The sequence below is a fragment of the Pandoraea sp. genome (assembly GCF_041919235.1).
Lineage (GTDB): Bacteria > Pseudomonadota > Gammaproteobacteria > Burkholderiales > Burkholderiaceae > Pandoraea.
Map to the genome: position 1 here is coordinate 50,363 of NZ_JAYRUC010000017.1, position 21,192 is coordinate 71,554.

Sequence of the window (21,192 nt, forward strand, 5' to 3'; positions counted from 1 at the left end):
AGCACGCAACGCACACCCTGCGTGCGGCGCTTTGCCATCACAAGGCAACTCAGGAGACAAGGCATGCGTTTGCAAGAGAAAGTCGCCATCGTCACGGGCGCCGGCTCCGGCTTCGGCGAGGGCATCGCCAAAACGTTCGCACGCGAAGGCGCGGCTGTCATCGTGAACGATCTGAACCGTGAGGCCGGCGAGCGCGTGGCCGGCGACATCGTCGCGGCGGGCGGACGCGCCGCGTTCGTGTATGGCGACGTATCGCGCGAAGACGACCACGTCACCTTGCTCGACGAAGCCGTCACGCGCTTCGGCCATCTCGACATCGTGGTCAACAACGCGGGCACCACGCATCGCAACAAGCCGCTGCTCGAAGTCACGGAGGCCGAGTTCGACCGCGTCTATGCGGTCAACGTCAAAGGCATCTTCTGGAGCGCACGCGCCGTCATGCCGTATTTCGTGCAACGTGGCGCTGGCGTGATGATCAACATCGCGTCGACGGCCGGCGTGCGTCCCCGCCCAGGGCTGGTCTGGTACAACGGCAGCAAAGGAGCCGTGATTACCGCGAGCAAGGCCATGGCCGCCGAGTTCGGCCCGCACAACATCCGCGTGAATTGCGTCAACCCGGTCATCGGCGACACGGGACTCACGGCCGAGTTCATGGGCGTGCCCAATACCCTCGAGAACCGCGCCAAGTTCGTCGCCGGAATTCCGCTCGGGCGCTTCTCCAAACCTCAGGACATCGCCAACGCCTGCCTCTATCTCGCCAGCGACGAAGCCGCCTTCATCACCGGCGTCTGCCTGGAGGTCGACGGCGGGCGCTGCATCTGATCGGCCCACGATTTTTCAGTCGGTAGCACCCCTAGTTGTCGCACTCACACCATAACGACAGACAACACAACGTCAAACCGGAGGAGATTCTGTATGAACAGCGTTCCGACGCCCCCCTCACACCTTTCCGACGCGCCGTCGGCGGACTTTGAAGCGGCCACCTATCGCAAGGTCGGCTGGCGGCTGATTCCTTTCCTGCTGCTGTGTTATGTGGTCGCGTATCTCGACCGCGTGAACATCGGCTTCGCCAAATTGCAGATGGTCGGCGACCTGAAATTCTCCGAGACCGTGTTCGGTCTCGGCGCTGGCATCTTCTTCCTCGGCTACTTCATCTTCGAGGTACCGAGCAACGTGATCCTGCACCGCGTGGGCGCGCGCGTGTGGATCGCGCGCATCATGATCACGTGGGGCATCATCTCTGGCGCGACGATGTTCGTCACCACGCCAGAGATGTTCTACATCATGCGATTCCTGCTCGGCGTGGCCGAAGCGGGCTTCTTCCCCGGCATCATTCTCTACATCACCTACTGGTACCCGGCGTCGCGGCGAGGACGCATGACCGCGTGGTTCATGACCGCCGTGGCATTGTCGGGCCTCATCGGCGGGCCGATCTCCGGCTGGATCCTCAAGGACATGAGCGGCGTGAACGGACTCGCCGGCTGGCAGTGGATGTTCCTGATCGAGGCTATTCCGTCGGTGGTGATCGGACTCGCCGTGCTGTTCGTGCTCGACGACCGGATTCGCGACGCCAAATGGCTCAGCGATGCCGAAAAGTCGATGCTCGAGCGCAATATCAGCGCCGATGTGCTGAACAAGGAAGATCTGCCGTTGCGCCAGGTGTTCTGCAGCCCGCGGGTGTGGATGTTGAGCCTGATCTATTTCTCGTTCGTGATCGGCCTGTACGGCGTGGGTTTCTGGCTGCCGACGATCATCAAGACCACGGGCGTGACCGATCCACTGCAGATCGGCCTGCTCACGGCGATTCCGTATTTCTTCTCGGTGATCGCGATGGTCCTGGTCGGGCGTCGCTCCGATCTGCGCGGCGAGCGCCGCTGGCATATCGCGATTCCCGCCTTCGTTGGCGCCATCGGCCTGTTCCTGTCCACGACGTGGAGCCACAACACACAACTCGCCATGTTCGCCCTGACCCTCGCCACGATGGGCATCATGATCGTGCTGCCCCTGTTCTGGAGCCTGCCCACGGCGTTTCTGGGCGGCACCGCCGCTGCGGCAGGTATCGCGATGATCAACGCACTGGGCAATCTGGCCGGCTTCGTGGGCCCTTACCTGATCGGCTTTCTCAAAGACGCCACCCAGAGCACCAATAGCGGCATGTTCCTGCTCACCGCTTTCATGATTCTTGGCGCGCTGCTCACGCTCGCCGTGCCCGCGCGGCTCGTCAACAAGTAACGGCCAGTCGGAGCGTGTGACGAAACTTCGTCGCGACCGCCCCGACTGCCCCGAGCGCCTCAACCGGCGCGCCACGCGGCCGCTGACTGGGTAGCCGCCCGAAAGTGACGGCTGAACATGAATAGGGCCTTCCTCATGAACTGACCCCAGAAAGTTGGACAGTTTTCGGCTAGGGCCGTAGGGGCTGTGTTCTGCACATCACAGGACTCAGCCCTTTTAGTTTTGACTTGATGCGTTCGTGTTTGTAAGTCCACATCCAGTCGGCCGCTGCCTGCCGAACCTGCTCCAGGTCTTCCCACAGATATTGCGAGAGCCATTCGTATCGAGCGCTCCGATTGAACCGTTCGATGTACGCGTTCTGCTGCGCTTACTTGCCCGGCTCGGTGTATTCCAGCCGGATGCCCTGCTTCTGCGTCCACGTCACAATGGCGGCACGCAGGTATTCCGGGCCGTTGTCACAGCGTATTGCCTTCGGTTTGCCGCGCCATTCGATATGCTGCTTCAGCGTGCGAATCACCCGCTCGGACGGCAACGAGAAATCCACCGCGATGCCCAGCGCCTCGCGGTTGAAATCATCAATCACGTTTAGCGTTCGGATACTACGACCGTCAACCAACGGGGCGAGTTAATGTCAAGTCTGGTGTATGCGAGCGGAGCATGATCAAGCAGCAAGCGGTTGCTGAGCCGGTGTGCTTTCGATCACCGGGATGCCGTCCTCGAAGGGAATGCCCGTCAGAAGCTGTTCGATTCTCTCGGCGCCGCGAATGCGATGCCACGACTGCTCGGCCGACTCGATGAGCTTAAACGCCACGCAGACGAACGTCGCGCGCGACAGGCAATTGCGTGCACGGCTGGTGCGATGACGCACGGTGGCGAACGTCGATTCGATCGGATTGGTTGTTCGCAGGGGCTGCCAGTGCTTTGCCGGGAAGTCGTAGAACGCAAGCAGTTCGTTGCGGTCCTTGGTAAGCTTCGCGACGGCCTTCGGATACTTGGCGCCATACGTCGCCACGAATCGCTCGAAGGCGGCGAGCGATTCGGCTCGCGTGGCAGCATTCCAATCTGTGCCAGGTCCGTCTTTACACGGCCATGCTGCGCCTTGGGCAACGCGTTAAGCAAGTTGCCTATCTTGCGAAACCAGCAGCGTTGTTGCTTGGTCTGCGGGACCACTTCCTCAAGCGCCGCCCACAAGCCCATCGCGCGTGCTTCAGATCGCGCTTGTTCCACTGCTCAAACTCTTCTGCCCATTGTGCCTTCAGCCGCACCACGACGTTCGGCGAAAGCCCTTTGGCATCGTCGCCCACACCAGCACGCTCAACGCTTCGCTCATGTCGCCTGCGGACACGCCGCGCAGGTACAGCCACGGCAACGCGGCCGACACCCGCGGCGAGCGGCGCACATATGGCGGCACGAGGTTCGAATTGAACTTCACGCCCGAACCCGGGCGATCGCGCACCTTCGGTACTTGAACCGGCACCGGGCCGATAGCCGTGACGATCTCGCGCTCGGGCAAGTAGCCGTTACGCATGACGGCGCGCCGACCCTCCGGCGTCGTCACGTTCGAATACCGTTCGAGCATTCCCGCCAATTCCGCCTCGATGGCCTGTTGGATAATTTGCCGCGCGCCTTGTTCGATCAGATCGTCCAGGCCCAGCAGCCCCTTCATTTCCGTTGCTGCTGTTTGACTGCTGCTCTCTTCCTGCGCACGTTTCGCCACCGTGGTGGAACTCGGTTGCGGGGTTTGTTACCGTGAGAAAGCAACATTCTCCGTCAACCGCCACCGCCCTCCTCATACTCCCCGCTTGCCGCTGTATACCAGTTCTGAGATTAGCCCCCGATACACTGAAGATACCCGACAGTGGGGAGCGAGAATGATCGAAGCACTACAGCAACTCGGTAGAGCGTAATGAAGGTTGTCTACTACACGGCAAACGCGCCTTGGGCCGGTTCAATGAAGTGTCCGTCACGCACACGATTGACGCCTGCATGGCAGTCCAGTGGCATGAGCGAGAGTTTCCCTCACTTTCATTGCGATACCTGCTCAACCGTTGTCCACCGCGAACAAGACAAGGCGCTCGTGTACCCATCAAAGCCTTCGCAAGAACTGCATGACCGCATTGCAGTCACTTTGCAGAAGTGCCCTTGCGGGGGAGATTTTGTCCGGGTGAAAATCCGAAGTGTCCGCACTGTCATGCCGAATTCACTCACCACTGGAATTCTGTTCAGCGCTTGGTAGCCAGCCAAATGGCTTTGCTTGATGGGGCTTGCCTTATTCGAGATCGACTGTATTCATATCAAATTTCTATCGGTTCCAGGCCGAAATGCTGGCTCCGGATACTGCGAAACACCGTGGCGTCTCATTGTGGCAGCCGGTGAATTCAATCATCGACTGGCCGTTTTTCGGCGAGCCCCAGGGCGGCGACCGACCGTTCAGGGTCGGAAGTCGTCGTCCCCACGTGGCGGAAATCTGGACCGGCCAACTACGGACGTTTGCGTCACGTTGGAGGAAAACGGTGTGAATCAGGCGCGAGCCAGATCGACCAGACGCTGCGCACGGCGCACCACCGGACGGTCGACCATTCTGCCGTCGATCGAGATCGCCGCTCCGTTGGCTTTCTCCGATGCATCGAGCACGCGCCTCGCCCACGCGAGCTCCGACTCGGACGGTGCATAGCATTGATTCACGGTGGCGACCTGCTTTGGATGAATGCACAACTTTCCGCCGAATCCTCGCCGCTTGCCATTCCTTGTCTCGGTGGCCAGGCGCTCGACATCGTCGATGGCGGGTGTAACCCCGTCGATGGGCGGATGGATGCCCGCGACTCGAGAAATCATGACGAGTTGGGCGCGGAAGGGATCGAGTTCACCGCCATCGGATTCGATCCCCATGTCTGCGATGAAATCCAGCGTGCCAAACATAAGCTGGTGAACAAAGGGCGCGTTTGCGATCGCCATCGCGTTCCACATCCCCTCGGCCGATTCGATCAACGGAAAGATCGGTAGCTTCGTTTTCGTCAGCGAGACCAAGGCGACCACGTCGGACGCACTCTCTGCCTTCGGCAGCACAATGCCCGTAACACCGCGCAGCCTGGCGAGTTGCGCATCCTCAGTGAACCACGGCGTTCCATTCGCGTTGACCCGTAACAAGACCTGCCGGTCAGGCGCGGCCCATGCAGCGACGGCGCGACGTGCGTCGTCCTTCGCGTCGGGCTTTACCGCATCCTCCAAATCGATAATTACGGTATCCGCGCCGCTGTTGAGCGCTTTATTGAAGCGATCCGGCTGACTGCCCGGGACAAACAGAAGCGATCGGGGCTGCGACATGCTGAGATGTGACATCTGAATTCTCAAGTGGCAAGTTAGGCCGACCGGGCGTCAGAGCGCCGCAATCAGTTCAGGCACAACCGCAAACAAGTCACCGACGACGCCGTAATCGGCGACGCCGAAGATCGGTGCTTCCGCGTCCTTATTTATTGCGACAATCACTTTGCTATCCTTCATACCGGCCAGATGCTGGATCGCTCCCGAGATGCCGACCGCCACGTACAACTGCGGCGCGACGATCTTGCCGGTCTGGCCGACTTGGTAATCGTTCGGGACGAAGCCCGCGTCGACGGCGGCGCGGGATGCACCCAGCGCTGCGCCGAGTTTGTCCGCCAGCGGCTCGAGAACTGTCGTGTAGTTCTCACCGCTGCCGAGCCCACGACCACCCGACACGATGATCGATGCCGACGTCAGTTCCGGACGATCCAGTTTCGTCAACTCGCGGCTCACGAATTGCGAGATACCGGCATCCGCAGCGGCCTCGATCGTCTCGACCGCCGCGCTGCCGCCTTCCGCTGCGACCGGGTCGAAGCCGGTTGAACGCACTGTGATCACCTTGATCGGATCCTGGGATTGCACGGTCGCGATCGCGTTGCCGGCGTAGATCGGGCGCTCGAACGTGTCGGCGGTGGCGACTGCGGTGATGTCGCTGATTTGCGCGACGTCCAGATGCGCGGCGAGACGCGGTGCTATGTTTTTGCCGTAAGCCGTCGCCGGCGCTAGAATGTGCGAGTAATTCTGCGCGATGTTCAGCACTGTTCTGTCGACGTTCTCCGCCAGTCCTTCGGCGAGTTGTGGCGCATCGGCGAGCAGCACCTTGGAAACGCACGGGATCTTCCCCGCAGCATCGGCAGCGCCTCGCGCGTTTGAACCTGCGACAAGTACGTGAATGTCTCCACCGACGAGTTTGCCGACTTCGTGCGCGGCCGCGACCGTATTCAGCGTCGCAGCCCTGATCGATGCGCTGTCATGTTCTGCAATCACCAAAATTGACATTTTCGTTCGTCTCCTTACAGAACCTTGGCTTCGTTTTTCAATTTTTCGACCAGCGTTTTCACGTCAGGCACCATCACGCCCGCGGACCGCTTCGGCGGCTCAGCCACTTTCAGCGTCTTCAGACGCGGCGTCACATCGACACCAAGGTCCGCCGGCTTTAACGTCTCGAGCGGCTTCTTCTTCGCCTTCATTAGGTTTGGCAACGTCACATAGCGCGGCTCGTTCAAGCGCAGATCGGTGGTGATCACGGCGGGCAATTTGAGTGACAGCTTTTCTGCGCCGCCATCGATTTCCCGCGACACCGTGGCTTTGCCGTCGGCTACAACGACCTTGTATGCAAACGTCGCCTGCGGCATGGCCGCCAAAGCAGCGAGCATCTGACCGGTTTGGTTGGAATCATCGTCAATGGCTTGCTTGCCGAGAATGACAAGCGAAGGCTGCTCCTTGTCTACCAGCGCCTTCAGGATCTTCGCCACCGCAAGCGGCTGCAATTCCTCTGTCGATTCAACGAGGATCGCGCGGTCCGCGCCAATTGCCATCGCTGTGCGTAGCGTCTCCTGACATTGCGTCACGCCGCACGACACCGCGATGACCTCAGTCGCAATCCCCGCCTCGCGCAAGCGTACTGCTTCCTCAACGGCAATTTCATCGAACGGGTTCACCGACATCTTCATGCTTGCGATATCGACGCCGCTGCCATTCGATTTCACGCGCACCTTAACGTTGTAGTCGGCGACGCGTTTGACAGGCACTAGAATTTTCAAGTCACTCTCCAGAATGATTCGCACAGAAAGACGGCCCTTTCAAAAACGTGATGTGAGACCGGTCCGGGCGTGGTAAGTCAGGCCCGCCGCCATGATCTGTGTACGGTCGCGTCATATGGGAAGATCGACGCGGCGGCCAATGACGGTCACATGCGTCATGCGGCGTGTTGAACAGCGCCGCAGCGATTGCCGGGGGCGGCAATGAATTTTCGATAGATGTCCGCACAATCTTGCGTGCCAGCAGAGAATTCCTGGATGAGCGTCGCGACCCACTTCGGGCTTTGTATCTGCATGAAGTGACCAGACGCGACGTGAATGGACTGGATATGGCATGCGAGTGCGGCTAGTCGGTCGATTTCTTGCGGCGGACGCAATCCATCGTATGTGCCGGCCACGAGCACGCTACGAGCCGGCAACTTGGGAATATCGTCATCAAGGTTCATCTTGGCGAGCATTGCGAATATGCCGGCAAAGCTTGCAGCGTCCGCTGTCAGCCATCTGCTGCGAAACGTCGCATAGCGCACCGCATCGGTTCGTAGCGGCGATGGCCAAGTTCGTTCGAGCAGCGCTGGTACGAGCTCACGCAAGCCTTGCTCTCGAAGTGCCTTGGCACGTGCGAGCGTGGCGTCCCGTGCGTCGGGCGCGACCCCGCACGCAGGCGCCATGGCAATGAGCGCCCGGACGCGATGCGGATAGCGGGCCGCGAACCGAATTGCGATGCCCGCGCCGACCGCAACGCCCACAAGGACTACGGGTTCAGTGAGGCCCAATGCATCCAGTAGAGCGGCGAGATCCTCCGCGTGGGAATCAATGCTGGGTGTGTCCAGTAACTTCTCCGACAAGCCCGAGCCGCGCGTATCGTAGCGCAGGAGGGTCTGATGGGCCGGCAGCAGCGACCAGACCATATCCCAGCTTTCGAGTGCACCGCCCATTTCATGAATCAGCACTGTTGGCGGGAGGTCGCCCTGGCGTAACTCATATCTGAGCACTGTTCCGTTGACTTCAAGCCATTCCAAGAAATTCCTCCTCGTTTCATTGACAGAATGATCGCGAGCGCTTGAAAGCGGGAATCACGAGAGGACATCATGCAAAACGTATCTGAAATAGACAATCGGCGTTTCGAAAAGGGGGCTTTTGGCAAACAGAATGCGCTTTGCTGAGAGCGACATGAGCCAAAGCGCGCGATTTGGGTTGCCCGGCCGACTGGCTGATTCGCGCCCAGCAAAATCGCGTGTTGCCCGAGGGCCAATGACTCTGGGATCACGCTACGCAAGGCGAGCCGCTTGGTGAAATCCGCTTCATGTTGCCGGGTCGCCAGCGACGGAGGGCGCGGGAGGTTAAGCGGCAAATTTGGAGTCGCCGGATCGACATGCCCGATGGCCAGGGCGGTGTTGTGTCGATCAATTGCGTCGTTGCGCGCGAGATTGACGCGCCCACCGGGGGCGACGCCGATCGAATGGCGCTTGCCGACCAATCGCAACGTGCCGGATATGGCCGAGGCCGCGCGGCTGATCGATTGGTACCGAGCCCGCTGGGAGGTGGAAACCGTCTTTCATGTGCTGAGGAACGGTTGCCGAGTCGGGGCGCTACAACTGAGCACGATCGAGCCCATCGAGCGGGCGCTGGCGGTGTTCATGGTGGTGGCGTGGCGCATTGCCCGTCTCATGCGGTCTGGTCGAACCGGCCCTGACCTCGATGCAGGACTGCCATTCGAGCCCGATGAATGGAAGGCCGCCTTCATCCTGAATAAGAAGGCCCCGCCTGACAACTCGCCGCGGCTAAACGAAGTAGTACGGCTCGTCGCCAGGCTCGGCGGCTTCCTCGCCCGCAAAGGTGACGGCGAGCCTGGCGTCAAAACCGTCTGGCTAGGCATGCAGCAAGTGGTGAATTTTGCCGCCGGCATCAGATACGCACGCGAGCTTGAGCTGCAGACTTGTGTGTAATGAAATGGGGTATGGGAGGATGGCGAGTGACGAATCCATCGTCATTAAAGTTATGGGAAAGATACCTTTCGAAAAGAAAAATTGGCTCGTCCGACACTCTCAGTCATGCTGCAACTCCCGGAGACATCAACCCACATTGGATTTCCCTCATGCGTGATGCATTGATCGTTTCTCCCCTTCGAACACCCATTGGGAAATTTGGAGGGTCGCTTGCACCGATGAGCGCCGATGCACTCGCCGCGGCAGTCATCAAAGCGTTGATGGCACGTACCGGCGTCGCCCCCAAAACGCTTGATGAGGTTGTCGTCTCGCAATCATACGCATCAAGCGAAGCGCCTTGCATGGGGCGGTATTCGGCACTACTCGCGGAATTACCCATCGAGGTGCCCGGTTATACGCTTGACCGCCGATGCGGATCGGGTGTGCAGGCGCTGGTCAACGGAGCCATGGCCGTCCAGACTGGCGCTGCGGATGCGGTGCTGGTGGTCGGCGTGGAGAGTATGAGCAACATCGAGTATTACACGACGGATATGCGCTGGGGCTCGCGCAGTGGAACGGTGAAGCTGCATGACCGGTTGGAGCGCGGCCGGGAGCGCTCGCAGCCTGAGTCGAGGTTTGGGCGCATTTCTGGAATGCCAGAAACCGCTGAAAATCTCGCCGTCGATTACGGAATTACGCGCGAGGCCTCGGACGAACTGGCCATGCTGAGCCACCAGCGCGCCGCAGCGGCATGGCGCGAGGGGCGATTTGATCCCGAGGTAATTCCGATCGACGTTCCCCAAAAAATCGGCGTCGAGCAGGTACGGGTGGACGAAGGCGTGCGGACCGACGTGTCGATGGAGCGTCTGGGCGCGCTGAGGCCTCTGTTGCCCGGTGGCGTGTCGACGGCTGGCAATGCCAGTCAGCAGAACGACGCGGCGGCCGGTTGCCTTGTCGTAAGCGAAGACTATGCGCGGCGATATGGGTTGAAGCCGCTTGCACGGCTGGTCGGCTGGGCGGCAGCGGGCTGCGATCCGGCACGCATGGGCATCGGGCCCGTGCCAGCCGTCGAGAAGTTACTGCGCAGGACGGGCTTGACGTTGCGTCAGATGGACCTGATCGAGGTCAACGAGGCGTTCGCGGCACAAGTGCTCGCGGTCCTCCGGCATTGGAAGATCGACGACCTGTCCAACATCAACGTCAACGGATCGGGAATTTCGCTCGGCCATCCGATCGGTGCGACGGGACTGCGTATCATGACCACGCTGCTGCACGAAATGGCTCGTCGCGGGAGCCGGTATGGTTTGGAGACAATGTGCGTCGGCGGTGGGCAAGGGATGGCTGCGCTGTTCGAACGCATTGAATGATTACCATGTGCTCCGGCTCATGGGCGTATCAAAACCACCGCGGTGCGGTGCATTAGATCGAGGAGACAAGACATGATGCAATCTCGCATGATTGGCGATTTGAAAGTGACCCGAATTCTTGAATACGCAGGTCCCACTCACGACCCTGCATTCCTGTTCCCGGAGATCGATCCGTCGGTGCTAGATGAGCACGCTGCGATGATGCATCCGAACCACTGGATCGCGCACATGAACAGGCTGATCGTCACGATTCAGTTTTGGGTCGTGCACGCCGGCAGCAATATCATCGTGATCGATACGGGCGTGGGCAACTTCAAGCCCCGGCCGGGTATCGCCCGGATGAACATGCTCAACGGGCTAGTGAGGGAGTGGATGACTGCGGCAGGCGCTCCACCGGAGAAAGTCACGCATGTGGTGATGACCCATTTGCATGCGGACCACGTGGGTTGGAACACGACGTGGCAGGACAATCGCTGGGTGCCGACCTTCCCGAACGCTCGCTACTACCTTCCGAACGACGACTTTGTGTTCTGCGCTGAGGGTCGAAACAAGGAAGCGGGCGTAATCGATGTCTTCGGCGAATCATTTTTTGACAGCGTCATGCCGATCGTGAACGAAGGTTTGGCCGAGATGATCGATCCGACTCGCGAAATCGCCGATTGTCTGCAGGTCGAGCCTGCCCCCGGCCATAGCCCAGGTCAGTTGACGTTCCGTGTCCGCTCGCGCGGTGAGGAAGGCCTGTTCTGTGGCGACGTTTTTCATAGCCCGCTCCAGATTGTGCGCCCGGATGTGAATTCCGGATATTGCATTCGACCAGACATCGCGCGACAGACGCGCCTGGAATGCCTGAATCGTGTCGCAGATCGTGGTGCGCTATTGCTGCCCGTGCATTTCGGCGAGCCACATTGTGGGTACATCCGGCGCGAGGGACAAGGCTTTCTGTTTGAGCCGGCAAGCTGGTGATACGTCGCGCGCAACCAGGTCGCTCGCCCCGGTTACCGGGCGGCAAGCGATTGCCGGGCTCCCGGATAACGCTCCCTTGCGCTTCTGACTCAGTTTGCCCGAGACCGGCGGCGGCTCGTTTCGCGCGCGGTATACTGCCTTCCTAACGTCCCCCCGTTATGGTTACGGTGTCGGCAGCGAGTAGAGAGACCAGAAGATGGCTGTGGCGTTCGATATCACTGATTTCCGCCTGTTCGTCAATATCGCTGAGACGCGCAGTCTCACGCGCGGCGCAGAGCGTTCATTCCTTTCCGTGCCGGCGGTGAGCAACCGCATTAAGAACCTGGAAGACACGCTGGGTATTCGCTTGCTCCAGCGTTCATCACAGGGTGTAGCGCTAACTACCGCTGGCGAAGTCTACTTACGGCACGCGCGGGTTGTGTTGGCCGAACTGGAAAAGCTGACAGGGGAGTTGCAGCAGTTTGCCCCAGGCCTGACTGGACAATTGCGACTGGTCGGCAATACGACGGCGATTACGGAATATCTGCCGCCGGTGATTGGCGACTACCTGTGCATTCATCCCGATATCCACATCGACGTTCGCGAACGACTCAGTGACGATATCGTGCGTATCGTGCGAGAGGGTGGCGCGGATCTCGGCATCATTTCCGGCAACGTGGCGACTGGTGGGTTACAGGCGATGCCGTTTGTATCAAGTGCACTGATTCTGATTGCGCCGTTGGGACACCCATTGCTGGAGCGGCCTGATGTGTCGTTCGAAGCATCCCTTTCGTATTCGTTCGTCGCGCTTCTGGAAGGCAGTGCCATCCAGATCTTCCTGAACCGGGCTGCCGCGGCGGCACACAAGCCAATGACGATTCGCGTCCATGTCGCGAGCTATGATGCGATCTGCCGCATGGTCTCCGCGGGAGCGGGGATTGCGATTCTACCGAAAGCTGCGTTCGCACGTTTGAAGGGCGATCAGTTAATTGGCTCGTGCGCGTTGCGTGATCCGTGGGCCATACGCACGTTCCAGGTTTGCGCGCGCGACCTGAATGCTCTGTCGAGTTTTGCGCAGGAGTTCGCGCATCGCCTGATTGAGCGTTACTCGCAAAGCAACGTCGTGTAGCGTGCCATACCGGGCTCCCTGAGCCGTCTGACAAATGGCATGAGTGCACCGGTTCGCACCGCGCCCGAGTTGCCCGGCGCGGCGCGCATTCCTTCCCCGACTTCGGCGGGCGAACCCGCCGTCTCGAGAACGATCGCCTCAGAACGAGCGGGGCAGGCCCAGGATATGCTCGGACACGTACGAGAGGATCAAATTGGTCGAGATCGGCGCGACCTGATAGAGCCGCGTCTCGCGGAACTTGCGTTCGACGTCATACTCGGATGCGAACCCAAACCCACCGTGAAACTGCAGGCAGGCGTTTGCTGCTTCCCATGAGGCATCCGCCGCCAGCAGCTTGGCAATATTGGCCTGCGCGCCGCAGGGTTCGTGCGCGTCGAAGCGACGGGCCGCCTCGAAACGCATCAGGCTTGCCGCCTCGACATTGACAAAGGCCCGCGCGATGGGGAACTGCACGCCCTGATTCTGGCCGATGGATCGTCCGAACACGATGCGCTCTTTCACGTACTTCGACACCTTGTCAATGAACCAGTAACCATCGCCAACGCATTCTGCGGCGATCAGCGTGCGCTCCGCGTTCAGGCCGTCGAGTATGTACTTGAACCCTTGGCCTTCTTCACCGATCAGGTTTTCAGCGGGGATTTCGAGATTATCGAAAAATAGCTCGTTCGTTTCGTGGTTCACCATGTTCGGAATGGGCCGTACGGCCAGCCCATGACCGATCGCTTCGCGTAAATCGACGATGAAGATCGACATGCCCTCTGACTTCTTTCTGACGTCGCTCAGCGGCGTCGTGCGGGCGAGCAGGATCATCAGATCGGAGTGCTGGACCCGCGAGATCCATACCTTTTGCCCATTGATGACGTAACGATCGGAGCGGCGCTCAGCGCTCGTCTTGATCCTGGTCGTATCGGTGCCGGCGCTTGGCTCGGTGACCGCCATCGATTGAAGGCGCAACTCGCCAGTGGCGATCCTGGGCAAATACTTGCGCTTTTGCTCCGCCGAACCATGGCGCAGCAGCGTTCCCATGTTGTACATCTGACCATGGCACGCGCCCGAATTACCACCTGAGCGGTTGATCTCCTCCATGATGACCGAGGCCTCTGTCAGCCCCAGCCCCGAGCCGCCATAGTCTTGCGGAATGAGTGCAGCGAGCCAGCCGGCCTGAGTCAGCGCATCGACGAAGGCTTCCGGATAGCCCCGCTCCTCATCGATCTTCCGAAAGTACTCAGAGGGGAATTGCTGGCAAAGATCGCGAACGGCGTCGCGAATGTCTTGGTATGCGTCGTGGGTGGTCGTTTGCATAGGGGACGACTTAATCAGTTTGAAGTAAGTACGGCATTCGCTCGCATCGTCAGATAACCTTCGTGGTCCTTGGCCCACAGGTCGATGGTCGCACCGTCGTCAGATGGCTTCGCGCACAGTGAAAATGGGTGGTCTGCGAAGGTCGGGCGAATTGCCTTGAAGCTGAACTGCCGCAGCGTGGCGTCCGGTCGCTCGCGACGGATCAGGTCAGCCAGCAGTGTCGCAATTAGCGGCCCATGAACCACAAGACCCGGATAGCCCTCCTGCTCGGTCGCATAGGGATGGTCATAGTGAATTCGATGGCTGTTGAAGGTCAGCGCCGAATATCGGAAAAGTAGGACCGGACCGACCGTAATCGCACGCTGCCAAACCGCGCCATCGGGTGCGCGCGTGGGTTGCGCAGCGGGCGCACCCGGTTGCGGCGCATCGCGGTAGACGATGTCCTGCTGCTCGCTGATCTTGAGCGCGCCATCGGCCGAGATAATTTCATGCTGCACGGTGACGAACACCAGCGAGCCTGAGCGTCCCGATTTGTGCTCGATCTCCGTGATGGTGGACCTGCGCTCAACGGCTTCGCCAGGCAGCAAAGGCGCATGGAACGTCAGACGTCCGCCCGCCCACATGCGGCGCGGCAAGGCCACAGGCGGAAGGAAGCCACCACGCTTTGGGTGCCCGTCGGGACCGATTTCGGCGAGTGGGGCCGTGGGTAGGAAATACAGCCAGTGCCATAGCGGCGGCACGGTGTGGCTGATTGCCGTGATGTCCAACGTTGCGGACAGCGCGATGATCGGATAGCGGCTGACCTCCTCCGAGATGCTTTCCTGCTTGTTGCGCCACTGGGAGAAGGTGTCGGTTGTGCTGGGCAAGGGTATTTCCTCCGATGATTCATCACCCTGCGATGTCGGTGCTCGGCGGCAGCGCGGGCGGTTTCCGCACTATGCGGTTGTGCCCGGTATTTGCGAAGTTTGTATTGTTGAATCCGTGTTTTGCGTTTCTTAATGCGGACTGTCTGTCCGGCCATTTGCACGTTGGATCGGTGAGGACCGGTCTTAACCCCAGCTTAAAGACGGTTGCGGATCTGCAAATTGTGGGCCTCATATTGGCATGGCACGCTACGTCCATCGAGCGTGACGCACAGCCGGAGCGCTCCTGTCGCCGAGTGAGGCCAACGAGAGACATGATCAACAAGATTTGCAGCACAGCACAGGATGCCGTTCGGGATGTAGCCGATGGCGCGACGATTGCGATCGGCGGATTCGGCGGAGCCGGTATGCCCAATGAACTGATCGACGCATTGATTGAGCAGGGAGCGAAAGATCTGGTCGTTGTCAGCAACAACGCCGGCAATGGAGATTTCGGCCTCGCGGCACTCCTGAGGGAGCGCCGGGTGCGCAAACTGATCTGCTCGTTTCCACGCCAGAAAGACGCCTACGCTTTTGAGGCGTTATATCGGGCCGGCCAGATCGAGCTCGAAGTCGTGCCGCAAGGGACGCTCGCGGAACGCCTGCGTGCTGCCGGCTGCGGAATAGGCGCCTTTTACACGCCGACAGGTTTCGGCACCATGCTCGCCGAGAACAAGGAAACACGCCGGATCGACGAGCGCGATTTCGTGCTTGAGTACCCGATTCATGTCGACTTCTCGCTGGTCAATGCCAAGTCGGCCGATCGCTGGGGCAACCTGATCTACAACAAGACCGCGCGAAACTTCGCCCCCGTTATGGCGATGGCGGCGAAGACGACGGTCGCGGCAGTCTCGCAGGTGTGCGCGCTGGGCGAGCTCGATCCGGAGACGATCGTCACGCCAGGAATTTTCGTCAATCGCGTGGTGTTGCGCGGCAGTCGTCGAACACATTGAATAACAGTGCAGACGGAGAAAGAATGAGATGAATCAGGAGTCGCGCAATCTACTGGCCGCTCGCGTCGCGCGAGATATTCCCGCCGGTTCGTATGTGAATCTCGGGATCGGTTTGCCAACGCTTGTCGCCGATCATCTGTCGAAAGCGAAGGAAGTGATCCTGCACAGCGAAAATGGCGTGCTCGGTCAATGGGAGGCCACCGAAGCGGGGCACGAAGACTGGGAACTGATCAACGCCGGCAAGGAAGCAATCCGACTCGAACAAGGAGCGGCGTTTTTCGATCACGCTGATTCATTCGGCATGATGCGCGGCGGGCATCTCGACATCTGTGTGTTGGGGGCGTTTCAGGTGTCGGAGCACGGCGATTTAGCGAATTGGCATACCGGTGCCGAGGACTCGATTCCTGCTGTCGGTGGGGCTATGGATCTCGCAATCGGCGCCAGGCGAGTTTTCGTGATGATGGATTTTCTGGCCAAAGACGGGAGAAGCAAGCTGATGTCGCGCTGCACGTATCCACTGACCGGGCTGGCCTGTGTGAGCCGCGTCTATACCGATGTTGCAACCTTCGAAATACGGAAAGATGGCGTGTTCGTGATGGAAATCATTGGGGACACGTCACCTTCCGAGCTTCAGGCGCTCACCGAGGTAACGCTCGATTGCTCGCTGCTGGAGACGTCACAAATGGCATAGCGAGGCGATGAACGGTGTTGGATATAACTATTAAGACGATGGAGACAAACAATGTTCGAATGGTACAAGGACGGTACGCCCCAGCAAAAACGGACGTTCTGGGCGTGTTACTCAGGCTGGGCGCTGGATTCATTCGATATGCAGATGTTCAGCTTTCTGTTGCCCGCCTTGATGACAACGTGGGCGCTGACCAAAGGGCAAATCGGGCTGATCGGTACTGTCGCGTTAATCGTGACGGCGATCGGCGGCTGGATTGCCGGCATTCTCAGCGATCGTTATGGACGCGTTCGCGTACTGATCTTCACGATCATCTGGTTCACTTTCTTTGGCCTGCTCGCCGGATTCGCACAAACGTACGAGCAGTTGCTCGTTGCCAGAACGTTGCAAGGTCTCGGCTTCGGGGGGGAGTGGGCGGTTGGGGCGGCACTGATGGCCGAAGCCACCAGCACCCGGCACCGCGGAAAGGCGTTGGGATTCGTGCAGTCCGGATTTGCTCTGGGATGGGCGCTCGCGGTGCTCGTCGCCACCTTTCTGCTGACAAATTTACCGCACGAGACCGCCTGGCGCGTCGCCTTCTGGAGCGGTGTCATCCCGGCAACGGTGGTGGTGTTTATCCGGCGCAACGTCAAGGAATCCTCAATCTTCAAGGAATCGCTCAAGACCGATAAGCCGCGGGCGTCATTCGCTTCAGCGTTCAAACGCGAATATCTACGCTCGACCATCCTGGCCAGTATGCTGGTGATTGGGTTGCAAGCGGCTTGCTATGCCATCCTGGTCTGGTTGCCGTCCCTGCTGAATGAGCGTCATGTTGCGTCCGGGTCACTGATCACGACGGTTCTCATCATGGCGCTGGGGTCGTTCTGCGGGTTCGCGTCGTCGGCGTACGTCGCCGACAGGATCGGGCGCCGTCCTACGCTAATTACGTTGTCGCTTGCCAGTTGGGTGGTGACGGTCACGTACATGCTGGTGCCGTTGAGTCCTGTGTTGACCAGCATCATGGGATTCTTCGTCGGCTTTGCTTCGATCGGTATGTTTGCTGCGCTCGGCCCGTTTCTGAGCGAGCTATTCCCGACGCATGTGCGCGCAACGTGTATGGGCTTTGCATACAACGTCGGGAAATCGGTGGGGGCCAGTGCTGTCGTGGGTGTGGGGTTCCTGTCGGCTCGCACCGGACTGGCGACAGCGATTGGCCTGTTTTGCCTGGGGGCATACGCCATCGCAGTATTGGCGATCTTGCTGTTGCCCGAAACACGTGGTGTGGAGCTCGGTGAAGTCGAGCTGCCGATAGACGCGCACGACGCTACGCTACAGCCGGCGCATCAATGAATCCCAAGCCTGTGCTGGTATCACTGATGATGAACTGGAGAGGACATGATTCGAATGCTCTATTTGCTCGGCAAGCCGGAAGGCATGTCAGACGAGGAATTCAGGGCGGAATGTATCCGCCACGACGAAATGTCGCGTGATGTACCTGGCCTGATGAAATATGAGGTGCGGTTAGTCGCCGAACAACCGACGGATACGCACGTGCCGTTTTTCGATATCGGTCACGTCGATGCCATTGGCGAATGCTGGTTCGAAAACGAGGCAGCCTACAGCCGATACCTGGAATCGGATGTTCGGCGGGCGTGGTTTGAACACGGCAAAACGTTCATCGGCAAGCTGAAGCCGTTCCGCACAGAGCCGGTTTCCCCGCAGCAGACCACATGACACGGGTTCAACGTCAATGCGCGAGCCATTTTATCGTCCATATGCTTCGTCGGACAATGATGACTTGACTGTCGTGCTGCCATTGAGCCGCTTGGGTGAGCGTTCCTATCGGAATTGCTTTTTTTATCCCGATCCGAGCGTGCGCTTTGGCGCAGGACAGGTGGTGGGCCAGGCACTGTGGGCTGCCGCGCAATCTGCACAAGGATGGCGTGTGAGCGCGCTGCAGCTATCAATGTTGCGTGAACCACGATTCGATGCGTGGTTCGAGTATGCGGTCGAATCATCCGGTCAAGTTTCCCCCACACTGACGCGACGTGTTTATGGTGTCGATGGAGTGGAGACCGTATCCAGCATGCACGTCAGATTTGCCGAGCCGGCTTCATTCTTGCCGCCGCCTCGTTCGTCCGACGTTGCTCGCGCATTCGACGAGTTCCTGGCGGCCGAGTCCGTCGCCCGGGATGGGACGCAACGAAGCATGAGAAACCTACCGTTCGTCGAGATCCGTCGCTCGGCCCGGGCGGTAGGGGGCGCCACCGAAGCCGACAACGCGAGGCGGCTTATATGGTGCCGGCTGAGGCACGCATTGCCTCTCGAGGGGGTGTGGTGTTCGGCGGCTCTGGCTTACATGGCGGCGAGCAGCGTTCCGGCCGCGACGGGCATCCACGATGCGGCGGATGACGTGCACGGCTGGCACTTCGACACTCGTGATTTCTCAATGTGGTTCCATTCCGGCGCATTCGATGTCAACGACTGGCTGCTGTTCGACAGCGAGGTCTTGCACCGGGACGGAAAGCAGTATTCGTTCGAAACAAAAGTCTATGCACGTTCGGGCGTTCGCCTCGCCAACAGCATGCAGACATGTATTGAGCGAAACGGATGTTATTGATTTTTCTTGCAAATTTGATGAGGAGAGCGAGATGCTGTATTGCGTAGAGATGCAGGTGAATATTCCCGACAGTCTCGAGCCGAGCAAGGTCGAGGCTATCAAGTCGGCGGAAAAAGCGCGGGCAATCGAGCTTCAGAAAGCGGGAAAGTGGCCGCACCTTTGGCGCGTCGTTGGAAAGTATTCGAACATCAGTATCCTGGATGTGGAGAGCAATGACGAGTTGCATCAGTTGTTGTCCTCGCTCCCGCTGTTTCCCTATATGACGATTCAAGTCACGCCGCTGGCGCGCCATCCGTCGGCGATCTGAACAACAATCCACTGATTGCGCGCGACGACGATTCGTCGCGCCTGTCGATACCCATTTGCCCGTCCATGACACATCTTCTGGATCAGGACTCGCCTGACCTATCGCCCTGGATCCGCAGCGGAGATACCGTGTTGTGGGGCCAGGCGAATGCCGAACCTTTACCGCTTACCCGCGCGTTGATGGCGCAGCGTGGGCGCATAGGGCAGTTTCGTGTGCTTCTGGGCATTGCGTCCAGCGACTCGTGCCGAGCGGAGCATGCGGATTACGTCGACTTTGTGAGTTACGGTGGCTCGGGTGCAAATCGAAAACTGGCCGACGCCGGGGTGCTTGACGTGTGGCCGTGCCACTATTCCCAGTTGCCGGCACTGATCCGCGAGGGCTCGCTGAAAGTCGACGTACTGCTGCTGCAAGTAGCCGGACCAGACGAGGCGGGGCGTTATAGCCTGAGCCTTGCGCATGAGTACCTGCTGCCGGCCCTTGAAAGCGCGCGGGTAGTGATCGCGGAAGTTAATCGGCAGGCACCATGGGTATATGGCGAGCAATCGTTCCCGCTCGAGCGCTTCGATGCGGTACTGTTCTCTGACCGCCCGCTGCTGGAGCAGATTCGCGCTGCGCCGAGCCCTTCTGACGAACGGCTCGGTCGGCACATTGCGGACTTCATCGAAGATGGTTCGACGCTCCAAATGGGGATTGGCGCGATCCCCGAAGCGATTCTTGGCTGCCTCACGGGCCATCGTGACCTGGGCGTGCATTCCGGTAGCATTGGCGATGGCGTTGCGCAGTTGATGGAAACCGGTGTCATCACCAACGCGCGAAAATCAATCGACGCGGGGAAGACGGTGGGCGGCGTGCTGGTCGGTAGCGCCAAACTGCATCGATTTGTTCATCGTAACCCCAACGTGTGGATGCGCTCGACGGACTATGTTCACAACCCGGACGTGCTCGCCAGCATCGATCGCCTGGTCGCAATCAACTCGGCGATCGAGGTGGATCTTACCGGACAGGTCAACGCAGAAGTCGCGAATGGCTCCTACCTCGGCGCCGTCGGCGGTGCGGGGGACTTTCTGAGGGGGGCGATGCGCTCGCGAGGAGGCGTGCCGATCATCGCCCTTCCGTCGACCAGCAGAGCGCGAAGTCGCATTGTCGAACGATTGTCTGGTCCGGTCAGCACGCCACGCTGTGACGTTGGCTTGGTTGTGACCGAGTTCGGCGTGGCGGATTTGCGGGGCTTGAGCCTCAAGCAGCGGATCAAACGCATGCTTGATATTGCGCATCCCGATTTCAAGGCCGAATTGGACCGCGCTGCCAGTATTCGACCGGTTGATCGTCCCATCTAAGGGCGCGGTCGTTAGGTAGCATTGAGATGCTTGACAACCCGACTCACCGGCATGGTTCCGCTGGCGACCCGCCATCTGGAGAGTTTGCGCGGCGCTACACGCTAAACGCTAAACGCTAAACGGCTCGAGAGTGACGATGAAACGCCGGGCTCGCACGTTATGTTGTCGCATTTGCCTTTGAGGGGGTCGTGCGTTACGCGGCAATTCCACATCCAAAGGGCTCGATCCACGCCGCCCTCACTCGCGGCTCACCCCGTTGCGTAATGCGTCCAGGAATGTCCGTGCCGCGGCAGTGGCCTCGCGGTCTTTTCGGGTAACGAGTCGAAACTCGGCGAGATGGGTCAGGCGATCGGGGGCGCAATGACCGCATCAAGTCTTGCCGAACCCATTGCTGCGCATAGTGCGTGGGCAGGTAGCCGACGAACTTT

General features: G+C 59.7%; 18 protein-coding genes and 3 pseudogenes. 13 read left to right on the forward strand and 8 right to left on the reverse strand.

The window, feature by feature from the left end; translation table 11 throughout:
* The first annotated feature begins 63 nt into the window (after window positions 1-63).
* Complete coding sequence (locus tag ACE3UG_RS14775) at window positions 64-822, forward strand: SDR family oxidoreductase (RefSeq protein WP_374625128.1); 759 nt, start codon at window positions 64-66, stop codon at window positions 820-822.
* Between the two features lie 93 nt (window positions 823-915).
* Window positions 916-2,232, forward strand: coding sequence for an MFS transporter (locus ACE3UG_RS14780; protein WP_374625130.1), 1,317 nt, complete (start codon window positions 916-918; stop codon window positions 2,230-2,232).
* A 169-nt stretch (window positions 2,233-2,401) separates the two neighbouring features.
* Here ACE3UG_RS14780 and ACE3UG_RS14785 read toward each other — a convergent pair.
* From ACE3UG_RS14785 to ACE3UG_RS14810, 6 genes and pseudogenes are all read right to left on the reverse strand, one after another.
* Window positions 2,402-2,848 (reverse strand): annotated as a pseudogene (locus ACE3UG_RS14785) (integrase core domain-containing protein); the annotation flags it as partial.
* A 45-nt stretch (window positions 2,849-2,893) separates the two neighbouring features.
* Window positions 2,894-3,949: pseudogene (locus ACE3UG_RS14790) on the reverse strand (transposase).
* Window positions 3,950-4,752: 803 nt separating this feature from the next.
* Window positions 4,753-5,556 carry a CoA ester lyase gene (locus ACE3UG_RS14795; RefSeq protein WP_374625253.1) on the reverse strand — a complete coding sequence of 268 codons (804 nt, stop codon included), beginning with the start codon at window positions 5,554-5,556 and terminating at the stop codon, window positions 4,753-4,755.
* A 51-nt stretch (window positions 5,557-5,607) separates the two neighbouring features.
* Window positions 5,608-6,552, reverse strand: a complete 945-nt coding sequence (locus tag ACE3UG_RS14800; RefSeq protein ID WP_374625132.1) for an electron transfer flavoprotein subunit alpha/FixB family protein — start codon at window positions 6,550-6,552, stop codon at window positions 5,608-5,610.
* A 14-nt stretch (window positions 6,553-6,566) separates the two neighbouring features.
* Window positions 6,567-7,316: an electron transfer flavoprotein subunit beta/FixA family protein gene (locus tag ACE3UG_RS14805; RefSeq protein ID WP_374625134.1), complete on the reverse strand. Its 750-nt coding sequence runs from the start codon at window positions 7,314-7,316 to the stop codon at window positions 6,567-6,569.
* A gap of 155 nt (window positions 7,317-7,471) precedes the next feature.
* Window positions 7,472-8,332, reverse strand: coding sequence for an alpha/beta fold hydrolase (locus ACE3UG_RS14810; protein ID WP_374625136.1), 861 nt, complete (start codon window positions 8,330-8,332; stop codon window positions 7,472-7,474).
* 158 nt (window positions 8,333-8,490) lie between these two features.
* Between ACE3UG_RS14810 and ACE3UG_RS14815 the strand changes: the two are divergent.
* From ACE3UG_RS14815 to ACE3UG_RS14830, 4 genes and pseudogenes are all read left to right on the forward strand, one after another.
* A pseudogene (locus ACE3UG_RS14815) lies at window positions 8,491-9,259 on the forward strand (IS4 family transposase); the annotation flags it as partial.
* Window positions 9,260-9,408: 149 nt separating this feature from the next.
* A complete protein-coding gene (locus ACE3UG_RS14820; protein ID WP_374625138.1) occupies window positions 9,409-10,605 on the forward strand; it encodes an acetyl-CoA C-acetyltransferase in 1,197 nt (398 codons plus the stop codon).
* Between the two features lie 72 nt (window positions 10,606-10,677).
* A complete protein-coding gene (locus tag ACE3UG_RS14825) occupies window positions 10,678-11,568 on the forward strand; it encodes an MBL fold metallo-hydrolase (protein ID WP_374625140.1) in 891 nt (296 codons plus the stop codon).
* Between the two features lie 196 nt (window positions 11,569-11,764).
* Entirely contained in the window at window positions 11,765-12,676 is a 912-nt protein-coding gene (locus ACE3UG_RS14830) for a LysR family transcriptional regulator (protein ID WP_374625142.1), read from the forward strand.
* Between the two features lie 138 nt (window positions 12,677-12,814).
* On the opposite strand, the gene ACE3UG_RS14835 is transcribed toward ACE3UG_RS14830, so the two are convergent.
* A complete protein-coding gene (locus tag ACE3UG_RS14835; protein WP_374625144.1) occupies window positions 12,815-13,978 on the reverse strand; it encodes an acyl-CoA dehydrogenase family protein in 1,164 nt (387 codons plus the stop codon).
* 14 nt (window positions 13,979-13,992) lie between these two features.
* A complete protein-coding gene (locus ACE3UG_RS14840; RefSeq protein WP_374625146.1) occupies window positions 13,993-14,844 on the reverse strand; it encodes a MaoC family dehydratase N-terminal domain-containing protein in 852 nt (283 codons plus the stop codon).
* 311 nt (window positions 14,845-15,155) lie between these two features.
* On the opposite strand from ACE3UG_RS14840, the gene ACE3UG_RS14845 reads away from it, so the two are divergent.
* The 7 genes from ACE3UG_RS14845 to ACE3UG_RS14875 all read left to right on the forward strand — a co-directional run bounded on the left by ACE3UG_RS14845 (window position 15,156) and on the right by ACE3UG_RS14875 (window position 20,764).
* The gene (locus ACE3UG_RS14845; RefSeq protein ID WP_374625148.1) at window positions 15,156-15,833 is read left to right on the forward strand and encodes a 3-oxoacid CoA-transferase subunit A; all 678 of its coding nucleotides are present in this window, start codon (window positions 15,156-15,158) and stop codon (window positions 15,831-15,833) included.
* A gap of 28 nt (window positions 15,834-15,861) precedes the next feature.
* Entirely contained in the window at window positions 15,862-16,524 is a 663-nt protein-coding gene (locus ACE3UG_RS14850; protein ID WP_374625150.1) for a 3-oxoacid CoA-transferase subunit B, read from the forward strand.
* 51 nt (window positions 16,525-16,575) lie between these two features.
* Complete coding sequence (locus tag ACE3UG_RS14855) at window positions 16,576-17,850, forward strand: MFS transporter (protein ID WP_374625152.1); 1,275 nt, start codon at window positions 16,576-16,578, stop codon at window positions 17,848-17,850.
* Between the two features lie 45 nt (window positions 17,851-17,895).
* Entirely contained in the window at window positions 17,896-18,234 is a 339-nt protein-coding gene (locus ACE3UG_RS14860; protein WP_374625154.1) for a 4-methylmuconolactone methylisomerase, read from the forward strand.
* Window positions 18,235-18,307: 73 nt separating this feature from the next.
* Window positions 18,308-19,120 (forward strand): hypothetical protein, encoded by an 813-nt coding sequence (locus ACE3UG_RS14865; protein WP_374625255.1) that lies wholly within the window; start codon window positions 18,308-18,310, stop codon window positions 19,118-19,120.
* 31 nt (window positions 19,121-19,151) lie between these two features.
* Entirely contained in the window at window positions 19,152-19,427 is a 276-nt protein-coding gene (gene catC, locus ACE3UG_RS14870; protein ID WP_374625257.1) for a muconolactone Delta-isomerase, read from the forward strand.
* Between the two features lie 128 nt (window positions 19,428-19,555).
* A complete protein-coding gene (locus ACE3UG_RS14875; RefSeq protein ID WP_374625156.1) occupies window positions 19,556-20,764 on the forward strand; it encodes an acetyl-CoA hydrolase/transferase family protein in 1,209 nt (402 codons plus the stop codon).
* Window positions 20,765-21,192: the final 428 nt, after the last annotated feature.